This is a genomic window from Mucilaginibacter sp., from assembly GCF_028288225.1.
Classification (GTDB): domain Bacteria; phylum Bacteroidota; class Bacteroidia; order Sphingobacteriales; family Sphingobacteriaceae; genus Mucilaginibacter.
In genome coordinates, this window is the sequence record NZ_JAQBOC010000084.1 from 44,138 (window position 1) to 61,821 (window position 17,684).

At 41.8% G+C, this 17,684-nt stretch carries 17 protein-coding genes; 10 read left to right on the plus strand and 7 right to left on the minus strand.

What is annotated here, in order from left to right; all coding sequences use genetic code 11:
* The first annotated feature begins 12 nt into the window (after positions 1-12).
* Entirely contained in the window at positions 13-780 is a 768-nt protein-coding gene (locus JWQ54_RS24990; RefSeq protein WP_299590501.1) for an SDR family NAD(P)-dependent oxidoreductase, read from the plus strand.
* Between the two features lie 317 nt (positions 781-1,097).
* On the opposite strand, the gene JWQ54_RS24995 is transcribed toward JWQ54_RS24990, so the two are convergent.
* The 3 genes from JWQ54_RS24995 to JWQ54_RS25005 all read right to left on the minus strand — a co-directional run bounded on the left by JWQ54_RS24995 (position 1,098) and on the right by JWQ54_RS25005 (position 3,136).
* Entirely contained in the window at positions 1,098-1,955 is an 858-nt protein-coding gene (locus JWQ54_RS24995; protein WP_299590503.1) for an RNA polymerase sigma factor RpoD/SigA, read from the minus strand.
* Positions 1,956-2,107: 152 nt separating this feature from the next.
* Complete coding sequence (locus JWQ54_RS25000; protein WP_073399174.1) at positions 2,108-2,299, minus strand: cold-shock protein; 192 nt, start codon at positions 2,297-2,299, stop codon at positions 2,108-2,110.
* Positions 2,300-2,425: 126 nt separating this feature from the next.
* Positions 2,426-3,136 carry a DUF92 domain-containing protein gene (locus JWQ54_RS25005; protein WP_299590505.1) on the minus strand — a complete coding sequence of 237 codons (711 nt, stop codon included), beginning with the start codon at positions 3,134-3,136 and terminating at the stop codon, positions 2,426-2,428.
* Between the two features lie 74 nt (positions 3,137-3,210).
* Here JWQ54_RS25005 and JWQ54_RS25010 point away from each other — a divergent pair, with 74 nt between their 5' ends.
* The 3 genes from JWQ54_RS25010 (at position 3,211) to JWQ54_RS25020 (ending at position 7,920) form a co-directional block, all read left to right on the plus strand.
* Positions 3,211-3,618: a Dabb family protein gene (locus JWQ54_RS25010; RefSeq protein WP_299590506.1), complete on the plus strand. Its 408-nt coding sequence runs from the start codon at positions 3,211-3,213 to the stop codon at positions 3,616-3,618.
* 153 nt (positions 3,619-3,771) lie between these two features.
* Complete coding sequence (locus JWQ54_RS25015; protein WP_299590508.1) at positions 3,772-5,346, plus strand: MFS transporter; 1,575 nt, start codon at positions 3,772-3,774, stop codon at positions 5,344-5,346.
* A gap of 120 nt (positions 5,347-5,466) precedes the next feature.
* The gene (locus JWQ54_RS25020) at positions 5,467-7,920 is read left to right on the plus strand and encodes an outer membrane beta-barrel family protein (protein ID WP_299590510.1); all 2,454 of its coding nucleotides are present in this window, start codon (positions 5,467-5,469) and stop codon (positions 7,918-7,920) included.
* Positions 7,921-8,215: 295 nt separating this feature from the next.
* Here the strand turns inward: JWQ54_RS25020 and JWQ54_RS25025 are convergent, their stop codons facing one another.
* From JWQ54_RS25025 to JWQ54_RS25035, 3 genes are all read right to left on the minus strand, one after another.
* The gene (locus JWQ54_RS25025; protein ID WP_299590512.1) at positions 8,216-9,109 is read right to left on the minus strand and encodes a cation diffusion facilitator family transporter; all 894 of its coding nucleotides are present in this window, start codon (positions 9,107-9,109) and stop codon (positions 8,216-8,218) included.
* A gap of 149 nt (positions 9,110-9,258) precedes the next feature.
* The gene (locus JWQ54_RS25030) at positions 9,259-10,059 is read right to left on the minus strand and encodes an N-acetylmuramoyl-L-alanine amidase (protein ID WP_299590514.1); all 801 of its coding nucleotides are present in this window, start codon (positions 10,057-10,059) and stop codon (positions 9,259-9,261) included.
* Between the two features lies 1 nt (position 10,060).
* A complete protein-coding gene (locus JWQ54_RS25035) occupies positions 10,061-10,417 on the minus strand; it encodes a hypothetical protein (protein ID WP_299590516.1) in 357 nt (118 codons plus the stop codon).
* Between the two features lie 456 nt (positions 10,418-10,873).
* Here JWQ54_RS25035 and JWQ54_RS25040 point away from each other — a divergent pair, with 456 nt between their 5' ends.
* Complete coding sequence (locus JWQ54_RS25040) at positions 10,874-11,215, plus strand: RNA-binding protein (RefSeq protein ID WP_299590518.1); 342 nt, start codon at positions 10,874-10,876, stop codon at positions 11,213-11,215.
* Here JWQ54_RS25040 and JWQ54_RS25045 read toward each other — a convergent pair.
* Entirely contained in the window at positions 11,212-11,478 is a 267-nt protein-coding gene (locus tag JWQ54_RS25045) for a CHC2 zinc finger domain-containing protein (RefSeq protein WP_299590520.1), read from the minus strand. The two genes, JWQ54_RS25040 and JWQ54_RS25045, sit on opposite strands and share 4 nt — an antisense overlap.
* Positions 11,479-11,769: 291 nt before the next feature.
* Here JWQ54_RS25045 and JWQ54_RS25050 point away from each other — a divergent pair, with 291 nt between their 5' ends.
* The 5 genes from JWQ54_RS25050 (at position 11,770) to JWQ54_RS25070 (ending at position 17,659) form a co-directional block, all read left to right on the plus strand.
* Positions 11,770-12,252, plus strand: coding sequence for a hypothetical protein (locus JWQ54_RS25050; protein ID WP_299590522.1), 483 nt, complete (start codon positions 11,770-11,772; stop codon positions 12,250-12,252).
* A gap of 266 nt (positions 12,253-12,518) precedes the next feature.
* Positions 12,519-15,482 (plus strand): two-component regulator propeller domain-containing protein, encoded by a 2,964-nt coding sequence (locus tag JWQ54_RS25055; RefSeq protein ID WP_299590524.1) that lies wholly within the window; start codon positions 12,519-12,521, stop codon positions 15,480-15,482.
* Positions 15,469-16,113 (plus strand): response regulator transcription factor, encoded by a 645-nt coding sequence (locus tag JWQ54_RS25060; protein ID WP_299590526.1) that lies wholly within the window; start codon positions 15,469-15,471, stop codon positions 16,111-16,113. Before JWQ54_RS25055 ends, JWQ54_RS25060 begins: the two co-directional genes overlap by 14 nt.
* A gap of 284 nt (positions 16,114-16,397) precedes the next feature.
* The gene (locus tag JWQ54_RS25065) at positions 16,398-16,760 is read left to right on the plus strand and encodes a VOC family protein (RefSeq protein ID WP_299590528.1); all 363 of its coding nucleotides are present in this window, start codon (positions 16,398-16,400) and stop codon (positions 16,758-16,760) included.
* Between the two features lie 35 nt (positions 16,761-16,795).
* Positions 16,796-17,659: an AraC family transcriptional regulator gene (locus JWQ54_RS25070; RefSeq protein WP_299590529.1), complete on the plus strand. Its 864-nt coding sequence runs from the start codon at positions 16,796-16,798 to the stop codon at positions 17,657-17,659.
* The last annotated feature ends 25 nt before the right edge of the window (positions 17,660-17,684 follow it).

Sequence of the window (17,684 nt, forward strand, 5' to 3'; positions counted from 1 at the left end):
GGTTTATTTATAATGACAAACAAAAAATTCACCAACCAGGTAGCAATTATAACAGGGGCAGGGCAGGGGATCGGTTTCGAGATAGCCCGTCAGCTTGCATACGAAGGCGCATCGGTAATTCTTAACGATATAGATGAAGAATTAGCCATAAAGGCATCGGCAGAAATACAAAAACAAGGAGGTATTTGCCATGCAGTATCCGGGGATGTTTCAAATGTTGAATTTATACAGCATTTAGTTGATGAAGCCGTTACTAAATTCGGGAAACTTACCATCGCGATAGCAAATGCCGGGATCACTACCTTTGGTGAGTTTTTAGATTATCAGCCTGAATCATTAAAACAGGTGATGGATTTAAACCTGTATGGTACTTTCTTTTTAACGCAAAAAGCGTCGCTTCAAATAAAAAAACAGGGTTCGGGTGGCAGTATATTGCTGATGTCGTCGGTAACTGGTCACCAGGCGCATAAAAACTTAGCAGCTTACGGGATGACCAAAGCCGGGCTGGAAATGCTGGCCAAAAGTCTGGTTGTTGAGCTTTCAGACTATAATATTACCATCAACACCATTGCTCCCGGAGCTACTTTAACGGAAAGAACGCTTATGGATAAGGAGTATATGGAAACATGGTCGAGAATTACACCGTTGGGCAAGCCTGCTACGGTTGAAGATATAGCCAATGCGGCTCTGTTTTTCGTATCGCCTGTTTCTCGGCATATTACCGGGCAGAGTTTGGTGGTTGATGGAGGATGGACAGCTACAAGCCCATCGCCTTATTGATGCGATTTGCAGGGCGCAATATCGCAGGGCGTTGCTTTGCGTTGGCGTATTAGACCCTTTCCTTTGGTCTAACAAAGACAATTTTTAATGGATATTGCTATTGTTGGAAATGGGGGGGCCGGGAATTAATAAAGACGCCCAAAGCCCTGAAGTGATGACATACGTCAGCGCAGGGCGAAGTCCTGCGATATAGTGCAGGCAAAAACATGTGTGTATTTGAATATACCCAATAAAAAAGCCTGTGAGGGCACAGGCTTTGCGTTTGTTTCTATAAATTTTTTCAGATGTCCCGGTTTTTCACCGTTGCTATGGATCTACTACAAATATGATTGCAATGCACCACTGCGTGATGATTGTTTGATCCGTTGCAGCGCTTTATCTTTTATCTGGCGAACCCTTTCGCGGGTAAGGATGAATTTTTCACCTATCTCTTCCAGAGTATGGGTGTGATTGTTTCCTAACCCGTAAAATAACACCAGTACTTCCCTGTCGCGCTCTCCTAATTTTGAAAGCGAACGGTTAAGCTCAGTAGCAAGCGAATCATGGATCAGCATGCTGTCAGTTGTAGGTTCGTTATTGTGCATTACATCCAGCAGAGTTCCTTCTTCCCCCTGTTGAAAAGGCGCATCAATTGATACCTGCCTGCCTGAATTCCTTAATGAATCGGCAATTTTTTCAACCGTTGTTTCAAGGGTTTCGGCAAGTTCTTCCGGCGTTGGTTCTCTTTCAAATTCCTGCTCAAGCTGTGATTGTACTTTTCTTATCTTGCTTAAAGTACCAATCTGGTTTAACGGCAAGCGCACTGAACGCGACTGATCAGAGATTGCAGAAATTATAGATTGCCTGATCCACCAAACTGCGTATGATATAAATTTAAATCCTTTTGTTTCATCAAAGCGTTTTGCTGCTTTAATAAGGCCAAGGTTACCTTCGTTTATCAAATCGCCAAGGGTAATTCCCTGGTTTTGGTATTGTTTTGCAACAGATACCACAAAACGTAAATTCGCTTTTGTTAAACGCTCTAAAGCGGCCTGGTCACCATCCCTGATCTTTTGTGCGAGGATAACTTCCTCTTGTGCAGTAATCAGATCTACTTTACCAATTTCTGTTAAGTATTTATCAAGCGACTGGGTCTCGCGATTAGTAATGGACTGAGTTATCTTAAGCTGTCTCATTTAATAATAATTATGCCTCAAAGAATGTCAGGCATTGGGTGATATGTTATAAATCTTTCACTAAGGAAAGATGAGCTGTTGATTAACGGCTGAGGAAAATAAAAAGCATTTTCCGTTTTAGGGAAAATGCTTCACGATTAATTATTATAGTTTTAAGCTACTTTTACTTTTACCGCGTTAGGGCCTTTTTTGCCTTCTTCTACTTCATACTGAACGGTGTCATTCTCGCGAATGCGGTCGATCAGGCCTGATGAGTGTACAAACACTTCTTTGCCACCGTTACTTGGGGTGATGAATCCAAAACCCTTTTCTTCATTAAAAAATTTTACTGTTCCTTCTTGCATTATATTGATTTTAAATAGTTACAAAGATAGCTATATTTATTGATTAAACAGTCACAATTCTACGTTGTTTTATATTAATTATTTTTAATTGATTTATTGCGCCATTTATAGGTAAAAAACACTTTTCTAAACCTTTAAAAAAAGCATACATACCGTTGCGCCGGTAAGTGTGTTCAAAAAATTCACTAAATTATTGCCAATTAAATGCTTACGTTCCAGCGTTGCGCCCAATATTGAATCGACAAGATTACCGATGATTCCAGCCAGGATGATCCATAATAATTCACTATTCCAACCATGACCAATGGAATAAACACAGGCAATAATTGCCGCACCGGCTGCGCCTGTTAGTGTACCTTCCAAACTTACCACACCATCTAACCCGGGCTGATCTTTCTTGAAAGTGATGATATTATAAAACCTGCGCCCCAGTAAGGTGCCCAGCTCTGATGATAAGGTATCCGCAGTGGCCGCCGCCAGGCTCCCGGCCATCATCAATTGCATCAGATGTACATGTTCCGGCTTATACCATGCTATTGCGCCCAGGATAGCTGCAACACCGCCATTAGCCATAACCTGCCCGGCAGTACGGCGGCCCTTGTTTTCATCAGCTGCACCAATTTCCTGTTTCCTTTTTAAGCCTAACCCGGTAGCTCCTGATCCTAAAATAAAAAATAATGCAAGTATAATAAGACCATTGTAGCCACCTCCCTTAAAAACCAATAAGCCAATTACGCCGCCTAGCAAAGCAGCGCCAATAGTTAATTTACGGGTAATGATACTGAGCGCCACACCCGCAAGCAGGAAGAAATAGATGAGGTAATTGTAAAGGATCATGAAATATTAAAATCAAAGCTAATACTTCGCACATTAATTAATTTATTTAAATTAACGCTTTTATTGAATTAACTATGAAAACATCCAACAGGCGAAAATTTATAACAACTTCAGCGGCACTTGCCGCAGGTACGGCCGCATCTGCACTTCCTTTGAAAAGTTCGGCGAATAAATACCCGGTTATCCATCATGTGTTTTTCTGGCTCAAAAACCCGGCATCAAAAGAAGACAGGGATAAGCTGGTAGCAGGCGTAAAAACCTTATCGAAAATTGAAACCGTGCGTGAACTGCGTGTAGGTGTTGTTGCATCTACCGAAAAACGGGATGTGGTTGATAACAGCTGGGCAGTATCCGAGCTGATGTTTTTTAGCGACCTTGCCGGGCAGGCAACCTATCAAACCCATCCGGTACACCTTGAGTTTATAAAAAATTGCAGTCACCTTTGGGAAAAGGTTATTGTTTATGATGCGGTGGACGCGTGAGGATGAGAGAAAAGAGTCAAGAATCAAGATAGCAAGAATCAAGAAAGAAGAATTGAAAGATAGATAAGTAGCGGATTGAAACTATCCTAATGAGTTATTTTTTTAATCTTGACTCTTGACCTCTTGATTCTTGCTTCTATTTTTTAAAAAACAATGGCTACAGTAGCGCTTCGCAGTCCTGCCGGTAAATGGATCATGGTTTCGGCCATTTTGGCTTCATCTATGGCGTTTATTGATGGTACGGCGCTTAACGTGGTTTTACCGGCATTGCAAAATAGTCTGCAGGCAAGTGGTGCCGATCTGTTCTGGATCCTGAATGCGTACCTGCTGATGCTGGCAGCTTTGATCCTCATCGGTGGTTCATTAGGAGATAAGCTTGGCCGTAAGAAGATTTTTATGGCCGGCATCTTTATTTTTATCTGCGGATCAGCACTATGCGGGATCTCGCCCGGGGTAACGTGGTTGATCATATTCAGAATAATACAGGGCATTGGCGGGGCATTGATGATCCCCGGGAGCCTGTCGCTCATTTCATCCTCCATAGATGTAAAAGAGAGGGGTAAGGCAATTGGCACATGGTCGGCATTTACGACGGTGGTAACTATGGGAGGCCCTGTGTTGGGTGGTGCTTTAGCTGATGCAGGTTTATGGCGATATATCTTTTTTATCAATGTTCCTATCGGTCTTGCGGCTTTGGTAATGCTTTGGCTAAAAGTAAATGAAACCAAAGATGAAGATGGCGATCATGCTATTGACTTTCCGGGTGCCATTGCCATTGCGCTGGGCCTGGCTTTGGTAACTTTTGGTTTTTTGCGGACCCCGGCTGTAGGGCTGCATAACTGGCAGGTTTACCTCTCATTGGCAACAGGTTTATTATTGCTAATAGCTTTTGTAATTATCGAGAAAAAAAGCAAAAACCCCATGATGCCTTTGCAGCTGTTTGCAAACCCCACATTTACCGGGGCTAACCTGCTTACGCTGTTTTTATATGCCGGACTTGGAGCTGGAATGTTGTTCCTCTCGCTAAATATGGTGCAGGTACAGGGCTACAGCCAGCTGCAAAGCGGGTTAACATTTTTGCCGTTCACCGTAATGATGATCTCACTTGCGCGCTTTGCCGGGGGGCTTGCCGATAAATTTGGCCCGAGACTATTGCTCATTTTCGGTCCGGCAGCTGCGGGGACAGGTTTGCTGATGTTATCCTTTATAAAACAAACCAACGGCCCTGCTGATTACTGGACAACCTTTTTTCCCGGTGTAATAGTTTTTGGTTTGGGGATGTCGTTCACCGTGGCACCCTTAACGGCTGCGGTAATGGGTTCTGTGAGCGATCATTTTTCGGGCACGGCATCGGGTGTAAATAATGCTGTATCGCGGATAGCGGGTGTGTTTGCCAATGCAATTTTTGGCGCGCTTGCTGTTTTGTTTTTTATAGGCGCATTGCAAACGAAGATACAGGATTTAAAGCTGACGACAAATGAAAAGCAGCAGGTAACGGCCCAGGCTACAAACCTTGGCAATGCCAAAGTGCCGGAAGGAATCCGTACCAATAAGCAGGAAATTAAAAAAGTATACCACGAAAGTTTTATAAATGCCTATGCCAAAATTATGCGCACATCGGCAGCGCTTGGTTTTTTAGGTGCGTTGATGGGCATGGTGTTTATTAGGGGAGTCCGAAAGTCGGAAAGTCCAGAAGTCAGTAAAGTCCGGAAATCGGAAAGTCAGTAAAGTCCGGAAGTCGGAAAGTCAGGAAGCCAGTATGTCTAAATATTAAGCACTAAAAGTGATTCCTACACACTTACATTCCCTAATAGTTGTATATATTGCTGCTTTTAAACTGGCTCCAATTTGCAAAACATATACTTAATACCATCTGTAAGAAAAATCGCCTGCCTGTGCCTGCTGCTGCTATTTTGTGCCAATGCTTATTGTCAGCCTAAAACAGAAAATGGGTATAACTTTTCACTTATTGTTGTAAACGAAAAACTGCAGCCTGAAGATGGTGCAACGGTTAAGCTATTAAAGGATGATAAACCGTTAAAAACCGTTGTAACCAATGCAAATGGAACAGCAAAGTTTGTAAGCATTCAAACGGGAGCCTACACCTTTTTAGTAAGCAGCGCCGGTTATAAACCACAAACCAGCCGCGTTTACCATTTTCCTGCTGATGTAAATACCGATACTGTAAAGTTACAACTGGTAACTACCGCATTACAACAGGTAAATGTTACCGCACATGCACAACCTATTGAGTTGCAGCAGGGTAAAGTAATTGTTAATGTTGATGCATCGGTTACTAATACAGGTTCAACGGTGCTGGAGGTTTTGGAGAAATCGCCTGGGGTTACTGTGGACAGGAATGGCGGCATCTCCCTGCAGGGTAAGGCCGGTGTACTGGTAACCATTGACGATAAACCCACCTACCTGTCAGGTGCCGACCTGAACAATTTATTGAGCAGCATGAGCTCATCGCAGGTATCGCAGATTGAATTGATAGCCAACCCAACGGCTAAATACGATGCAAGCGGTAATGCGGGGATCATCAACATAAAAACAAAAAAGAACAGGCAGAAAGGCTTTAACGGCTCTTTTACCACCTCGGTGGGGCAGGGTGTTTATCCTAAAAATAACAACAGCCTTATATTAAATTACCGCATCGGGAAGATCAACACCTTTTTTAATTACAACTTTAACTATGTTGAATACCTGACTGACCTTTATGCCTTAAGAAAGTATTATGATGAAAATGGCGCTGTTACTGCCATGCTGCGGCAGCCATCGTATTTTAGCGGCAAGTTTTTTAACAATACCATTAAAACCGGGCTCGATTATTTTATCAGCCCAAAAACTACTATAGGCATTGTGCTAAGCGGTACCAGTATTCACCGTTATGGCAACAACCTTGCTACAGCCACCTGGCTTGATCCTGCCGGTGCAGTTGATTCGGCTATTGCCACCGGGAATAAAAATGATAACAGGTTTAAAAATGGGGCGATAAATTTAAATTTAAGGCATACTATCTCCCCATTGCAAGATATTGCGGTTGACCTTGACTACCTGCATTATAGTCTTGAAACCAGCCAGGATTTTAATAATGAGCTGCTTGCACCCGGCGGCTATAAAGATGAATCGCGCGGAAATATCCCAACAACTATAAAAATAGCTTCGGGAAAAGTGGATTATACCCTGAAGCTGGGCGAAACCGGTACCCTGCAATCCGGCATAAAATCTTCCTACAGCAATACGGATAACCTGGCGGCTTATCAGAATTTTGATGGCACACAATGGGTTGATGACTACACCAAAAGCAACCATTTTTTGTATAAGGAAAACATTAACGCCGTGTATACCTCTGTGGAAAAGAAATATAATAAATTTACTATCCAGGGTGGGGTTAGGTATGAGTATACCAGCTATAAAGCCAATCAGCTGGGCAATGCAGTTCAGAAAGATTCGGCATTTTCACGTAACTATGGCGAGTTTTTCCCGAGCGGATATATCAGCTACCAGGCAGATTCATCACATAGCTTAACACTTACCGCGGGCAGGCGGATAGATAGGCCGGTGTTCCAAAATCTTAACCCTTTTTATTTTATCATTAATAAATACACCTACGAAACAGGCAACCCTTACCTTTTGCCCCAGTTTAGCTGGAACTTTGAGCTGAGCCATCAGTATAAAAACCTGCTGACTACAAGCGTATCCTACAGCAATATAAAAAACTATTTCTCGCAGTTGTTTTTGAATGATGCTACTAAAGGCATTCTTTTATACTCACAGGGAAATGTGGGCCATACGTATAACATTGGGGTATCGCAGGCAGTGTCGGTAACACCCTTTAGCTGGTGGAGCCTTACTGCCCAGGCTACCTTTAACCACAAGCAATTAAGGGGCTTTAACGGCAATACTTACACCAGCCAGATTAACCAGCTTAACATAAGCGCAAACAACCAGTTTACCATAGCCAAAACTTATACTGCCGAGATCTCCGGCTTTTATACCACCAAGGCACGTAACGATGTTCAGGAACTTTTGTACCCAACAGGGCAGCTGTCGGCGGGAATAGCAAGGCCGGTGCTAAAAAAGAAAGGTACGCTTAAATTTAGTGTCCGCGATATTTTGTACACCAATGCCATGGAGGGTTTCACCTCGTTCCCCAATGCTACCGAGTATTTTAAAATAATGCGTGATAGCAGGGTGTTTACGCTCACCTTTACCTATCGCTTTGGCAAAACCTACAAAACCGTAAAACGATCAGACGGCAGCGCCGCCGAGGAAATGGAAAGGGTGGGGAATGGGTGATGGAGTTTTGAATGCCGAATACTGAGTAACTAAGGTTGAATTATGAAAGAACCTTCGGCATTCGTTGTATTCATCATTCTGTATTCAATGATCTATCCGATCTTACTTTCTTTGACCCTATGGGTCATATTATAGGTTTAAGTTAAGGAACGGAATAGGGAAATTATTAATATCGAATGATGAATTTCGAACGCCGAAGTTTACTTCATTATTTCAATATTCGTTGTTCGGTATTTTTTGTTCATTTCAACTTAATGACATTGCCCTATGGGTCATATTATGGGTTTACGTTTACCTACACCGGCTCAATAAACAAATGTTTATAATGCGGATAGTTAGCCTGGATAGCTTCCCGTAAGGTATTAATGGTATCCGCTATTTCACCACCCGACCTGTTTGCATCAAACTTTATTTTCAGCAATAACAGCACTTCCTCCGGCGACATGTACATGGATAATTGTGCCGACATGCTTTGTACCGCAGGGTTTTTCTCAACCAGGGTTATTATCTTTTTCAATTCATCGGGATGAGCGGTTTCACCCATTAGCAGGCTGTGGCTTTCGCGCACCAGCAATACAGCTACCAGGGTAAGCAACAGGCCTATCATTATCGAGGCTACGCCATCAAGGTAAGGGTTGTGGAGCAATTGGCTCAGCAGGATCCCTGTAAAGGCAATCAGGATGCCTATCACGTCGGCAGCATCTTCAAAAAGCACTACAAAGGTTGCAGGGTCTTTACTTTGCCTTACGGCTTTCCAAAAGGTCATGCTGCCACGCTGGCGGTTAAACTCCTTTAGAGCAGTTATTAACGAATAACCATCAAGCACAAAGGCAATGCCCAGTATAGCGTAGTTCCATACGGGGTTCTTTATTTCTTCGGGGTGCATCAGGTGCTGGATGCCTTCATAAATTGAAAAGCCACCACCCAGCGCAAAAAACACCAGCGATACCACAAACGCCCAAAAGTAAAGCTCCTTGCCGTAGCCAAAAGGCCGCTTTTCATCTGCCGGTTTAAGGCTTTTATGGATGCCCAGCAACAGCAGGATCTCGTTACTGGTATCAACCAATGAATGGATGCCCTCCGATGCCATTGCCGAACTGCCTGTAGCAGCCGCAGCAACAAGCTTTACAATTGCTATAATGGTATTGGCAACAAAGGCCGTGTATATGGGTGTTTTGTTTGTAGGCATACTATAAAGCTTTTTTAGGCAACGCTAATATAGTGAGTAGGTTTGGATTATTGTTTTTTGGGGGATGGGTTAATGACCCCTCCCAAACACAACAAAACCCGGCCGGAGCCAGGTTCTGTCAACTATCTCTCATAATATATAAAACGGTCTTAAGGATCAATCATCAGCCATGTTTTAGGGCCAACAATACCATCGGGCACTACGCCATGCTGCGACTGGAATGCGCGGATAGCGGCCTCTGTTTTGGGGCCAAAGCTTCCGTCGGCATTCAGGCCAAGCTTGGTTTGTACAATTTTCACCAGCTCAGGGTTATTATTTATACCGCGCCTTAAGGTAGCGCGTGCGGGTCTGTCGGCCGTTGGCGGGGCTGCAACGGGTATCAGCTCAGGTGCAGGGGCCACGCCGTTCAAAATATCACTCACTGACGAACGAAAGGCATTCATATCAAAATCAGGATCAGATTTGCGGCCCGGAGGTAAGGCGTATTCTTTGTGCCCGGCGCAAAACTCGGCACCTTTGCCAATGTGTTTCAATATGGCTGCAACACCCCTGTGGTAGGCATCAACCTGTATGGTTGGCCATGGTGTATCGTCCCGTCCGCCGGTATTTTCGGCCTCAATGCCAATAAAATTGCTGTTGCCGGTGGCAATGCCCTGCCATTTGCCGCCGCCTGCATGGTTGCATTTGCCTGCCGCAATTATGTAATAGGTGCCATCCCGGCCAAGGCCAAGCTGCGACAGCGGGCCTGAAAGATCCGGCCGCCCATTTATTAAAGTTTTAAGCGTGGGCATATTGCCACTATTTTTACCGGGCGTTGCTGTGTGATGGCAAAGTATCCCCTTTACCTCGCCCATATCGCCGTGGCCACGGTCTTGCCAGCCTGGTGATTCTGCTACTTTTAAACCGGCGTTCATTAAAACCTCCGGCAGCCATGTTAATGAAAAAGCCATATTATATCATTCCTCCTTTTGATTCCGGCAGATCTGCATCTCCCGTTAAGTCTGTTGCCTCTACATCGCATCCGTCCGGCTCGTCATCGCCGTCGGGCAGATCCTGTAGTGATGGATCATTTGCCTGTGGATTTTGCCCGGCTGCGTCTCCGGTGTCTCCTCCCGCAGTAGGTGGGTCCGGGGTAGCGTTAATATTAACCATGGCTGCAGGTAAATGGGCCTTTGTAAGCCCGGTACCACCCATGTTATATAAAAGCTGGTGGATGACACGCCCGGGGTAGACGGAGTAAATAGCGCTCACCAGGATAAATATGAATATTATCCCGGTTGCGATCTCTAAAATGTTTGATCCTGACATATTGGTAATGAATTAAGTTTTTCAGGCAGATTATAGCTTAGCGGTAATTAATTTCAGACGATACTTGTCATTCAAAAAATTAAGATTTCTTAACTATAAGTTTTGTTTATTATATTTTTAGGTGATATTAGGTTAGTTATTATTTAACAATAAATATCTGATAAAATATATTGACTTACAAGTATTTAAGCAAATTTATTTACGGTGATCAAGTGTGTTTATAAATAATACATGGATAGGTTATTTATTTAGATTTTTACAGACTTATTTTAATTTTTAGAGGGGTGTTGATAGATCGGTTGCCTGTACCCCGTTATCAATGTTTGAAGAATATAAATTAATATTAATACATTACGCCCCGGTAAAGCTCATTTTAATAATCCCCTGCCTGAGTAAATTATTACCGCTACATTAATCAATCAGATACTTATATTTGCACATTACAGTTTACTATTTATGATAAAAATATTTGTGGGTGGTTTCCCGCTTGATTTTACGGAACTCGACATCGCGATGCTTGTTGGGCTACATGGTGATATTAGTACCATTAAAATTGTTCGGGATAAAAAGACCAGGATCTGCAAGGGTTATGCATTTGTAGAGATGTTAAGTCAGGAGGGCGCCGACAGGGCCGTTGAAGCGCTTGATGGCACCGAAGTTGGCGGCAGGCAGCTAAATGTAAAAATAAGGGAAGATAAACCTGTTCCTCCGCCCAAAAACTATTCTTCAAATATGAGATCATCCGGCGGCAGCAGCAGCAGCTTTGAAAAAAAGAAACGCCCCAGGAGGCCTATTTAAACGCCGAACTCTAAAACCAAGCTCGTTACAGCTTCATCATAGCTTTTACTTTCAATAGCCATTACAAATTCTATCGGGCCGCCTTCCTTGCCGCAGCCGAAACACTTAAATATGTTTTTTGCCGGCGATACCATAAAGGAGTCTGTGCTATCTGCATGAAAGGGGCAGTTCCCTTTTAAAATACGCCTGCCTTCTTCAAGCTTCAGGTGTTTTGAAATGATCTTCGTTAAATCGGCCCGCGTTTGTATAATTTCTGGTGACATAATATAGTAGGGCAAACATACACAACCATTGGTGGTACACCAACCCAAGCCGTAGAATGTTGAAAATTTTAGGGATGTTGGAAAATTGATTGCAGAACTCCGGGTAAACAATGTAAAAGTTTAATGGGCCGATGGGGCTACCTGAGATCAACCCGTTAGGCACCGATTTCCCATTTCAAAATCGTTTCCTACCTGCTAATACCTCACATTGGTGTTAATGGCATATCCAATGATTTGTTTCGCATATTCTGCTTTTGCTTTGCACTATACATTTGATAAAAAAACAGCAATATGAGAAGCAATCTTTTTAAGGTTTTAATAATAGGTTTATTATTGGCCTTTACAGAAAAAACATATGCCGGCACAGGTAAAGGGCCGGCCGATTATAACACAACCATCCGCGATTTTATCGACAGCCACATGAACTCCAATTATAAAAAGCTGGATGCTGTAATGGGCGAAAATGCAGCCTTTAAAATTCCCCGCGGCGAAGTTGTACTTGTTCAAAGCAAAGATAAGCTGGTTGAGCACATGCGCCAGATAGCAACTGTTGTACAAAATTGCGACGCAAAGTACGAGGTGCTTGCCAAAAGCGATGCCCTGGTTATTGCCCGTGTTGATTTTAAATATGAAAACACCATCCAGCATAATTACTTAACCTTAGAAAAAAATGCCGACAAGGAGTGGAAGATAACCCAGGTATGTAAGCTGTTTGATGATAGGGATGTTAGTGAACCTCAAAAAATAATGGCTGAGAATAAGAATAAGAATTAGAGTCAAGAGTCAGGAGTTGGGGTAAAAATAGTGATTAAAAAAGATCAACTGAACAAGATATTTGTTTTAATAGATAATAACTGGCTTGAACTCTTTTATATCTTAACTCTTGACTCCTGACTTCCTGACTTCCTGACTCTCGACTCTAATATTAACTGGTCTTTAAATTAATCACCCTATTAGGGTGATTTTTTATTATATTAGTAATAGCTTAATTTGTATACATGGTTATCAGTTAAGTTGTAAACCGCATTTATGTGCCTGTTTTGAAAAGATCAACACCTTCTGTACACCTCCCATTAGTTTTAGTTTGGGCATTTTGCATTATACTTATTTTTAATAATAAGGCAGCAGCGCAGAAATACGTGTTTGCGCATTATGATATTGAAGATGGGCTTATTCAATCGCAGGTAAATATGCTGTACCAGGACAATACCCACCGTTTATGGATAGCTACCCTTGGCGGCGTTAGCCGGTTTGATGGCCATGACTATTATAACATCTCAAAAAGTACAGGTCTGCCAAACAACTTTGTATTTGAAATTTACAGCGATTCAAAAGGAACGGTTTGGCTGGGCACTAACATGGGCCTGTCATCAATAAAAAACGAAAAAATATACAACTATCCCGTACCGGCTGATGCAAAGAAAAAATTTGTAACACACATAGCTGAAGAGCATAGCGGTGCGATATGGGTGGTAATGAGCAATCATTTGTACAAAGCAATTAATAACCGGATGCAAAGGGTGCAAATGCCCGATAGCCTGAGCAACTCGGTTAGCTGTATTGTTGCAGATAAGACCGGGAACTTATATGTATCCTTTATTGATAAGGGAATCTATAAACTGGATAACAACAAATGGGTTTTATACGCGCCATTTACCGGGGCAATTAAATCGGCTTTTGTGTTTAAAATGCAGTTTGATAAGTTTGATAGTAAAAAGCTGTACCTGCTTGCACCTAAGGGTTTATTTATAGCCACTGATAAACAAATAAGCCGGTATCAAAATAAAGATATTGATAACAATGCAGGCCCGCTGCTGAGCTTTGAGCAGGATTATGAAGATAACCTATGGATAGGAACGCAGCGTGGCGCCTATTTTGTAAGCAAACAAAAAACCATCCATTTTACAGGTGGTAACGGCTTAACCAATAATGCTGTATCAGATATTTACTGTGATAACGACCGTAATGTATGGTTAGGAACAAATGGAAGCGGGATGTTCAGGTATGAAGGTGCGGGCCATGTAATTTATGATGAGTCGCAGGGAATAAATGTAAACCAGGTAGTAATGAGCATAGCTCACGATAAAAGCAACAATATTTTATTGGGTACTGCCGGCAGTGGCATTATAAAATACAATAACGGCGTATTGAGTAACCTTTGGCAGCCATCATCAGGTTCGGGCACAGCAATTATACAAAGTCTTTATATTGATAAGGATAAAAATGTTTGGATAGGGGCAGATCGTGGCGGCATCTGGAAGTACGACGGTACAAGCTTTAAGCTGATGAAGGGAACTGAAACCAGGTCGATTAATTTTATAACGGTTGATAGTAATAATACCATGTGGATAGCAACCCCGCAGGGATGCTACTATTATGAAAACAACACCATGACCTTTGTGCAGGGATTAACATCTTTTACTTCTGCAATTACGTCGTGTGGAAAAGATTCAATACTGATAGGAAGCCAGGAGGGCGTAAAGCTTGTTGTAAATAAGAAAATTGTTCCCGGGTTTAAGCTGGGCACGTTAAACGCATCGGCTATACTTTGCATTATGCAATATAAGGATAAGATTTTAATTGGAACAGATGACAGGGGTTTGTTTATATGGGATAAGCACAATAAGCTCCAAAATTACAATATAAAGGATGGGTTTAAAGCAAACAGCATATACAGCCTTGTTGCCGATAATAACGGTGTTATATGGGCAGGCACAGGGCGTGGTATAAACCGGATAGCTATTAAGCCGGGCAGCATGGAATGCAAAATTCAGCAAGCCGGAACCTCAAGAGACCTGATAGTAGAAGCCAACCAGAACGCTGCCCTTTATGATGATGGAAAAGTTTTTTTTGGCACAACCAAAGGCATAATTGTATTTAACACCAATATTGATCCGCTACCCGAAAAACCACCGCATGTATTGATACAGGGTGTCAAATTATTTTTAGATGGCAATAAAGGTACGCGCCCATTAAATGAAGATCCGGGCTCCGAAATAAAATTATCTGCCTCGCAAAATCACCTGGTTATATCTTTCCAGGGCGTTTATTTAAAAAATCCGGATGAGGTAACTTACCAGTATAAATTAACCGGGTTAGACGATCAGTTTTGCTGGCCGGTAAAAAGCAATACGGTCGATTACCCATCATTGCCACCGGGTAAATATACGTTTGAAGTAAAAGCACTTAGTCCCGAGGCGAAGATCCCCTCAAAAACTGCCGTGCTTAAATTTGAAATAGTACCGCATTTTTATCAAAAGCCTGTATTCCGTGTGCTGGGGTTAATCTTTTTGGTTTTACTTGGCTTTGTTATTCAATATTTTTTACATCAGCAGCAAATAAACAAAAAACAAGCCCTTGAAACATTAAAGCGTGAAGAAAAGCAAAAGCTAAGGCAGCAAACCGCTGAAGACTTTCATGACGACCTGGGAAACAAGTTAACCCGTATTACCGTATTGTCTGATGTGCTAAACACCAAGCTGGATAAAGATAAGCTTGATCAGAAAAACCTTGTTGAGCAGATCCAGCAAAATGCAGCAGCTTTATATAATGGCACCAAAGACATACTTTGGGCGCTCGATCCTAAAAGCGATAATTTATATGAAACGCTGATGCACGTAAAAGAAACCGGTATTGAAATGTTCCAGGATGTAAATATTGATTTTTGTTTTGAAGGCATTACCGATAACTTTAATCAAATAAAACTCCCTATGGAATACAGCCGTAATATTACCATGATATTTAAGGAGCTTTTAACCAACGTGCTTAAACATGCCGAAGCACACAACGTTGTGGTTAATCTTGAGCAGCCCGAAAAAAACCGGCTAATCATCAGGATCACAGACGACGGTAACGGCTACGACGAAATTAAGGCAAAACGCGGGCATGGCCTTGTAAATATAAGGTCGAGAGCCGGCCGGATAGGTGCGCAATTTAAAATAGGCAGCAATGGCCAAAAAGGTACAGCCGCCGAGTTACAGGTTAAACTAAATGCAAAAACGTAATGCTATGAACCGCAACATACAGGTAACTATAATTGAGGATGACGATACTATCCGCAACGGGTATTCATTTTTGATAGGGAATACAGAGGGATATGAGGTGGTATCATCCTATTGCTCTTATGAGTCGGCAGCACTAAAAATTGCAAATGATAAACCGGATGTGATATTGCTTGATATTGAAATGCCCGGCACAAATGGGATTGACGCTATCCCCAAATTAAAGAAGCTTTTGCCACACGTTTACATATTAATACTAACTGTTTATGAATCAGAAAAGTTAATATTCGAAGCGCTTGCCAACGGAGCGGCCGGCTATCTTACCAAAAATACCCCTTCGGCCAAAATAATTGAATCTATTAAAGAGGTGAAGGAAGGAGGGGGGCCGATGAGCATCAACATAGCAAAAATGGTGATCAAATCGTTCCAGAAAAACCAGGCGTCGCCATTATCAAAACGTGAAACCCAGATTCTTGAACAGATCTGTAATGGTAAAAGCCGCGGCCAGATAGCAAAAGAGCTGTTTATTGACCTTGAAACCGTACGAAGCCATATCAAAAATATTTATGTTAAGCTTGATGTAAACTCAAGGGCCGACGCCATAAAAACCGCCAGGGAGAATAAGCTTATTTGAGGGAACAGAATCAAGAAGTCAAGAGTCAGGAGTCAGGAGTCAAGAAGTCAAGAATCAGGATTTTTTCTCATTTCCTTTTATCTTGATTCTTGAATCTTGACTTCTTGACTCTGTTTTTCCCGACTCTACTCATCAAAATTCCCCCTAACAGGGTGATACGACCGCCTTTTTATAACATTATCTTTGAGATGTACTATAACTGATCTCTCCAAAGTATATTAACCCTATAGACAAAAAGTTTATAAGGCGTTACAACCAATCAACCAATACTAACCTTAATTAACATGAATATTAAATACATACCAATTTATACAGATGACGTTGAAAAACAGCTTCGTTTTTTTACCGAAAAATTGGGACTCGAAACCTGTGGATGTAAAAATATCTTGTTTGGCCAGGAATGTACCATTATAAAAACCAATAACCCCGGGGTGTTTTTAATGGTGATTAAACAGACAAAAACCAACACTGTAACTCCGCCTATAATTTTAAGTACTGATGATTGCTTAAATGATTATTACAGCCTGAAGACGGCTGGGGTAAGCTTTTATAACGAGCCGCAATACTCACCAATTGGTTTGGGAGCTGAATTTTCAGACCCAACGGGTAACCGGTATTTATTAATTGAAGAACGTATTTATAGTTAACCATAATTAAATCACACCCATTAATTTAACCTGCTATGGAATACTTAAAAACATTAAAAAACAATAATGTAATATACAGCGGCACCAGGAGCCATAAGCTTACCCAACAGTCGAATATTGATTTTAGTATAAGATTTGTATTCTCGGGCAATGAAAATTACAGTATCGGGCGGCGAAATTTATCTATTTACCCTGATTCGTTTTTAATACTGAATAAGGGAACAAATTATTCAAGCACTGTAGATTGCGCAGTACCGGTGCATTCATTTTCAATAAGCTTTGATGAAAAGTTTATGGATGATTTTAAAAAATGCTGGCAGATAAAAGATGATACCCTTCTTAAGCAGAATTATAATAACCGCCAGGAAGGTGAATTTAGCGAAACTATTTATCCGTTTAAGGGCGACCTGTTTTTTAATGTTAAACACCTTAAATATCACCTCGACCATGGCATGCAGGATGAAGTGCTTATAAATGAGTATTTGCACCATTGCCTGATCAGCTATTTTAAAATATATAACGAAGAGATTTTTCAGAAGGCAGAGCGCCTGAATTTTTTAAACAGGAGCACAAAAATTGAAATATTACGCAGGTTAAACCTGGCGAAAGAGTATTTGTACACCAATTATAACCAAAACATTAGCCTGGACGAACTGGCCGAATATTCATGCTTATCCGTTAATCACCTTTTGCGCACGTTTAAGCAGGCCTTTAATTTAACACCACACCAGTTTTTAATTCAATTACGCCTGCAACGGGCACAGGGATTGTTGAAAAACACTGATTACCCTGTTAACGAAGTGGTAAGCCTGATAGGGTTTGAATGCCCCAGCTCATTCATCAGGCTCTTCAGGGAGCATTTTCAAACAACTCCCCTTAAATACAGGCAAAGCGCCTGATTAAGGTTTCTTGTAAGGGCGACCG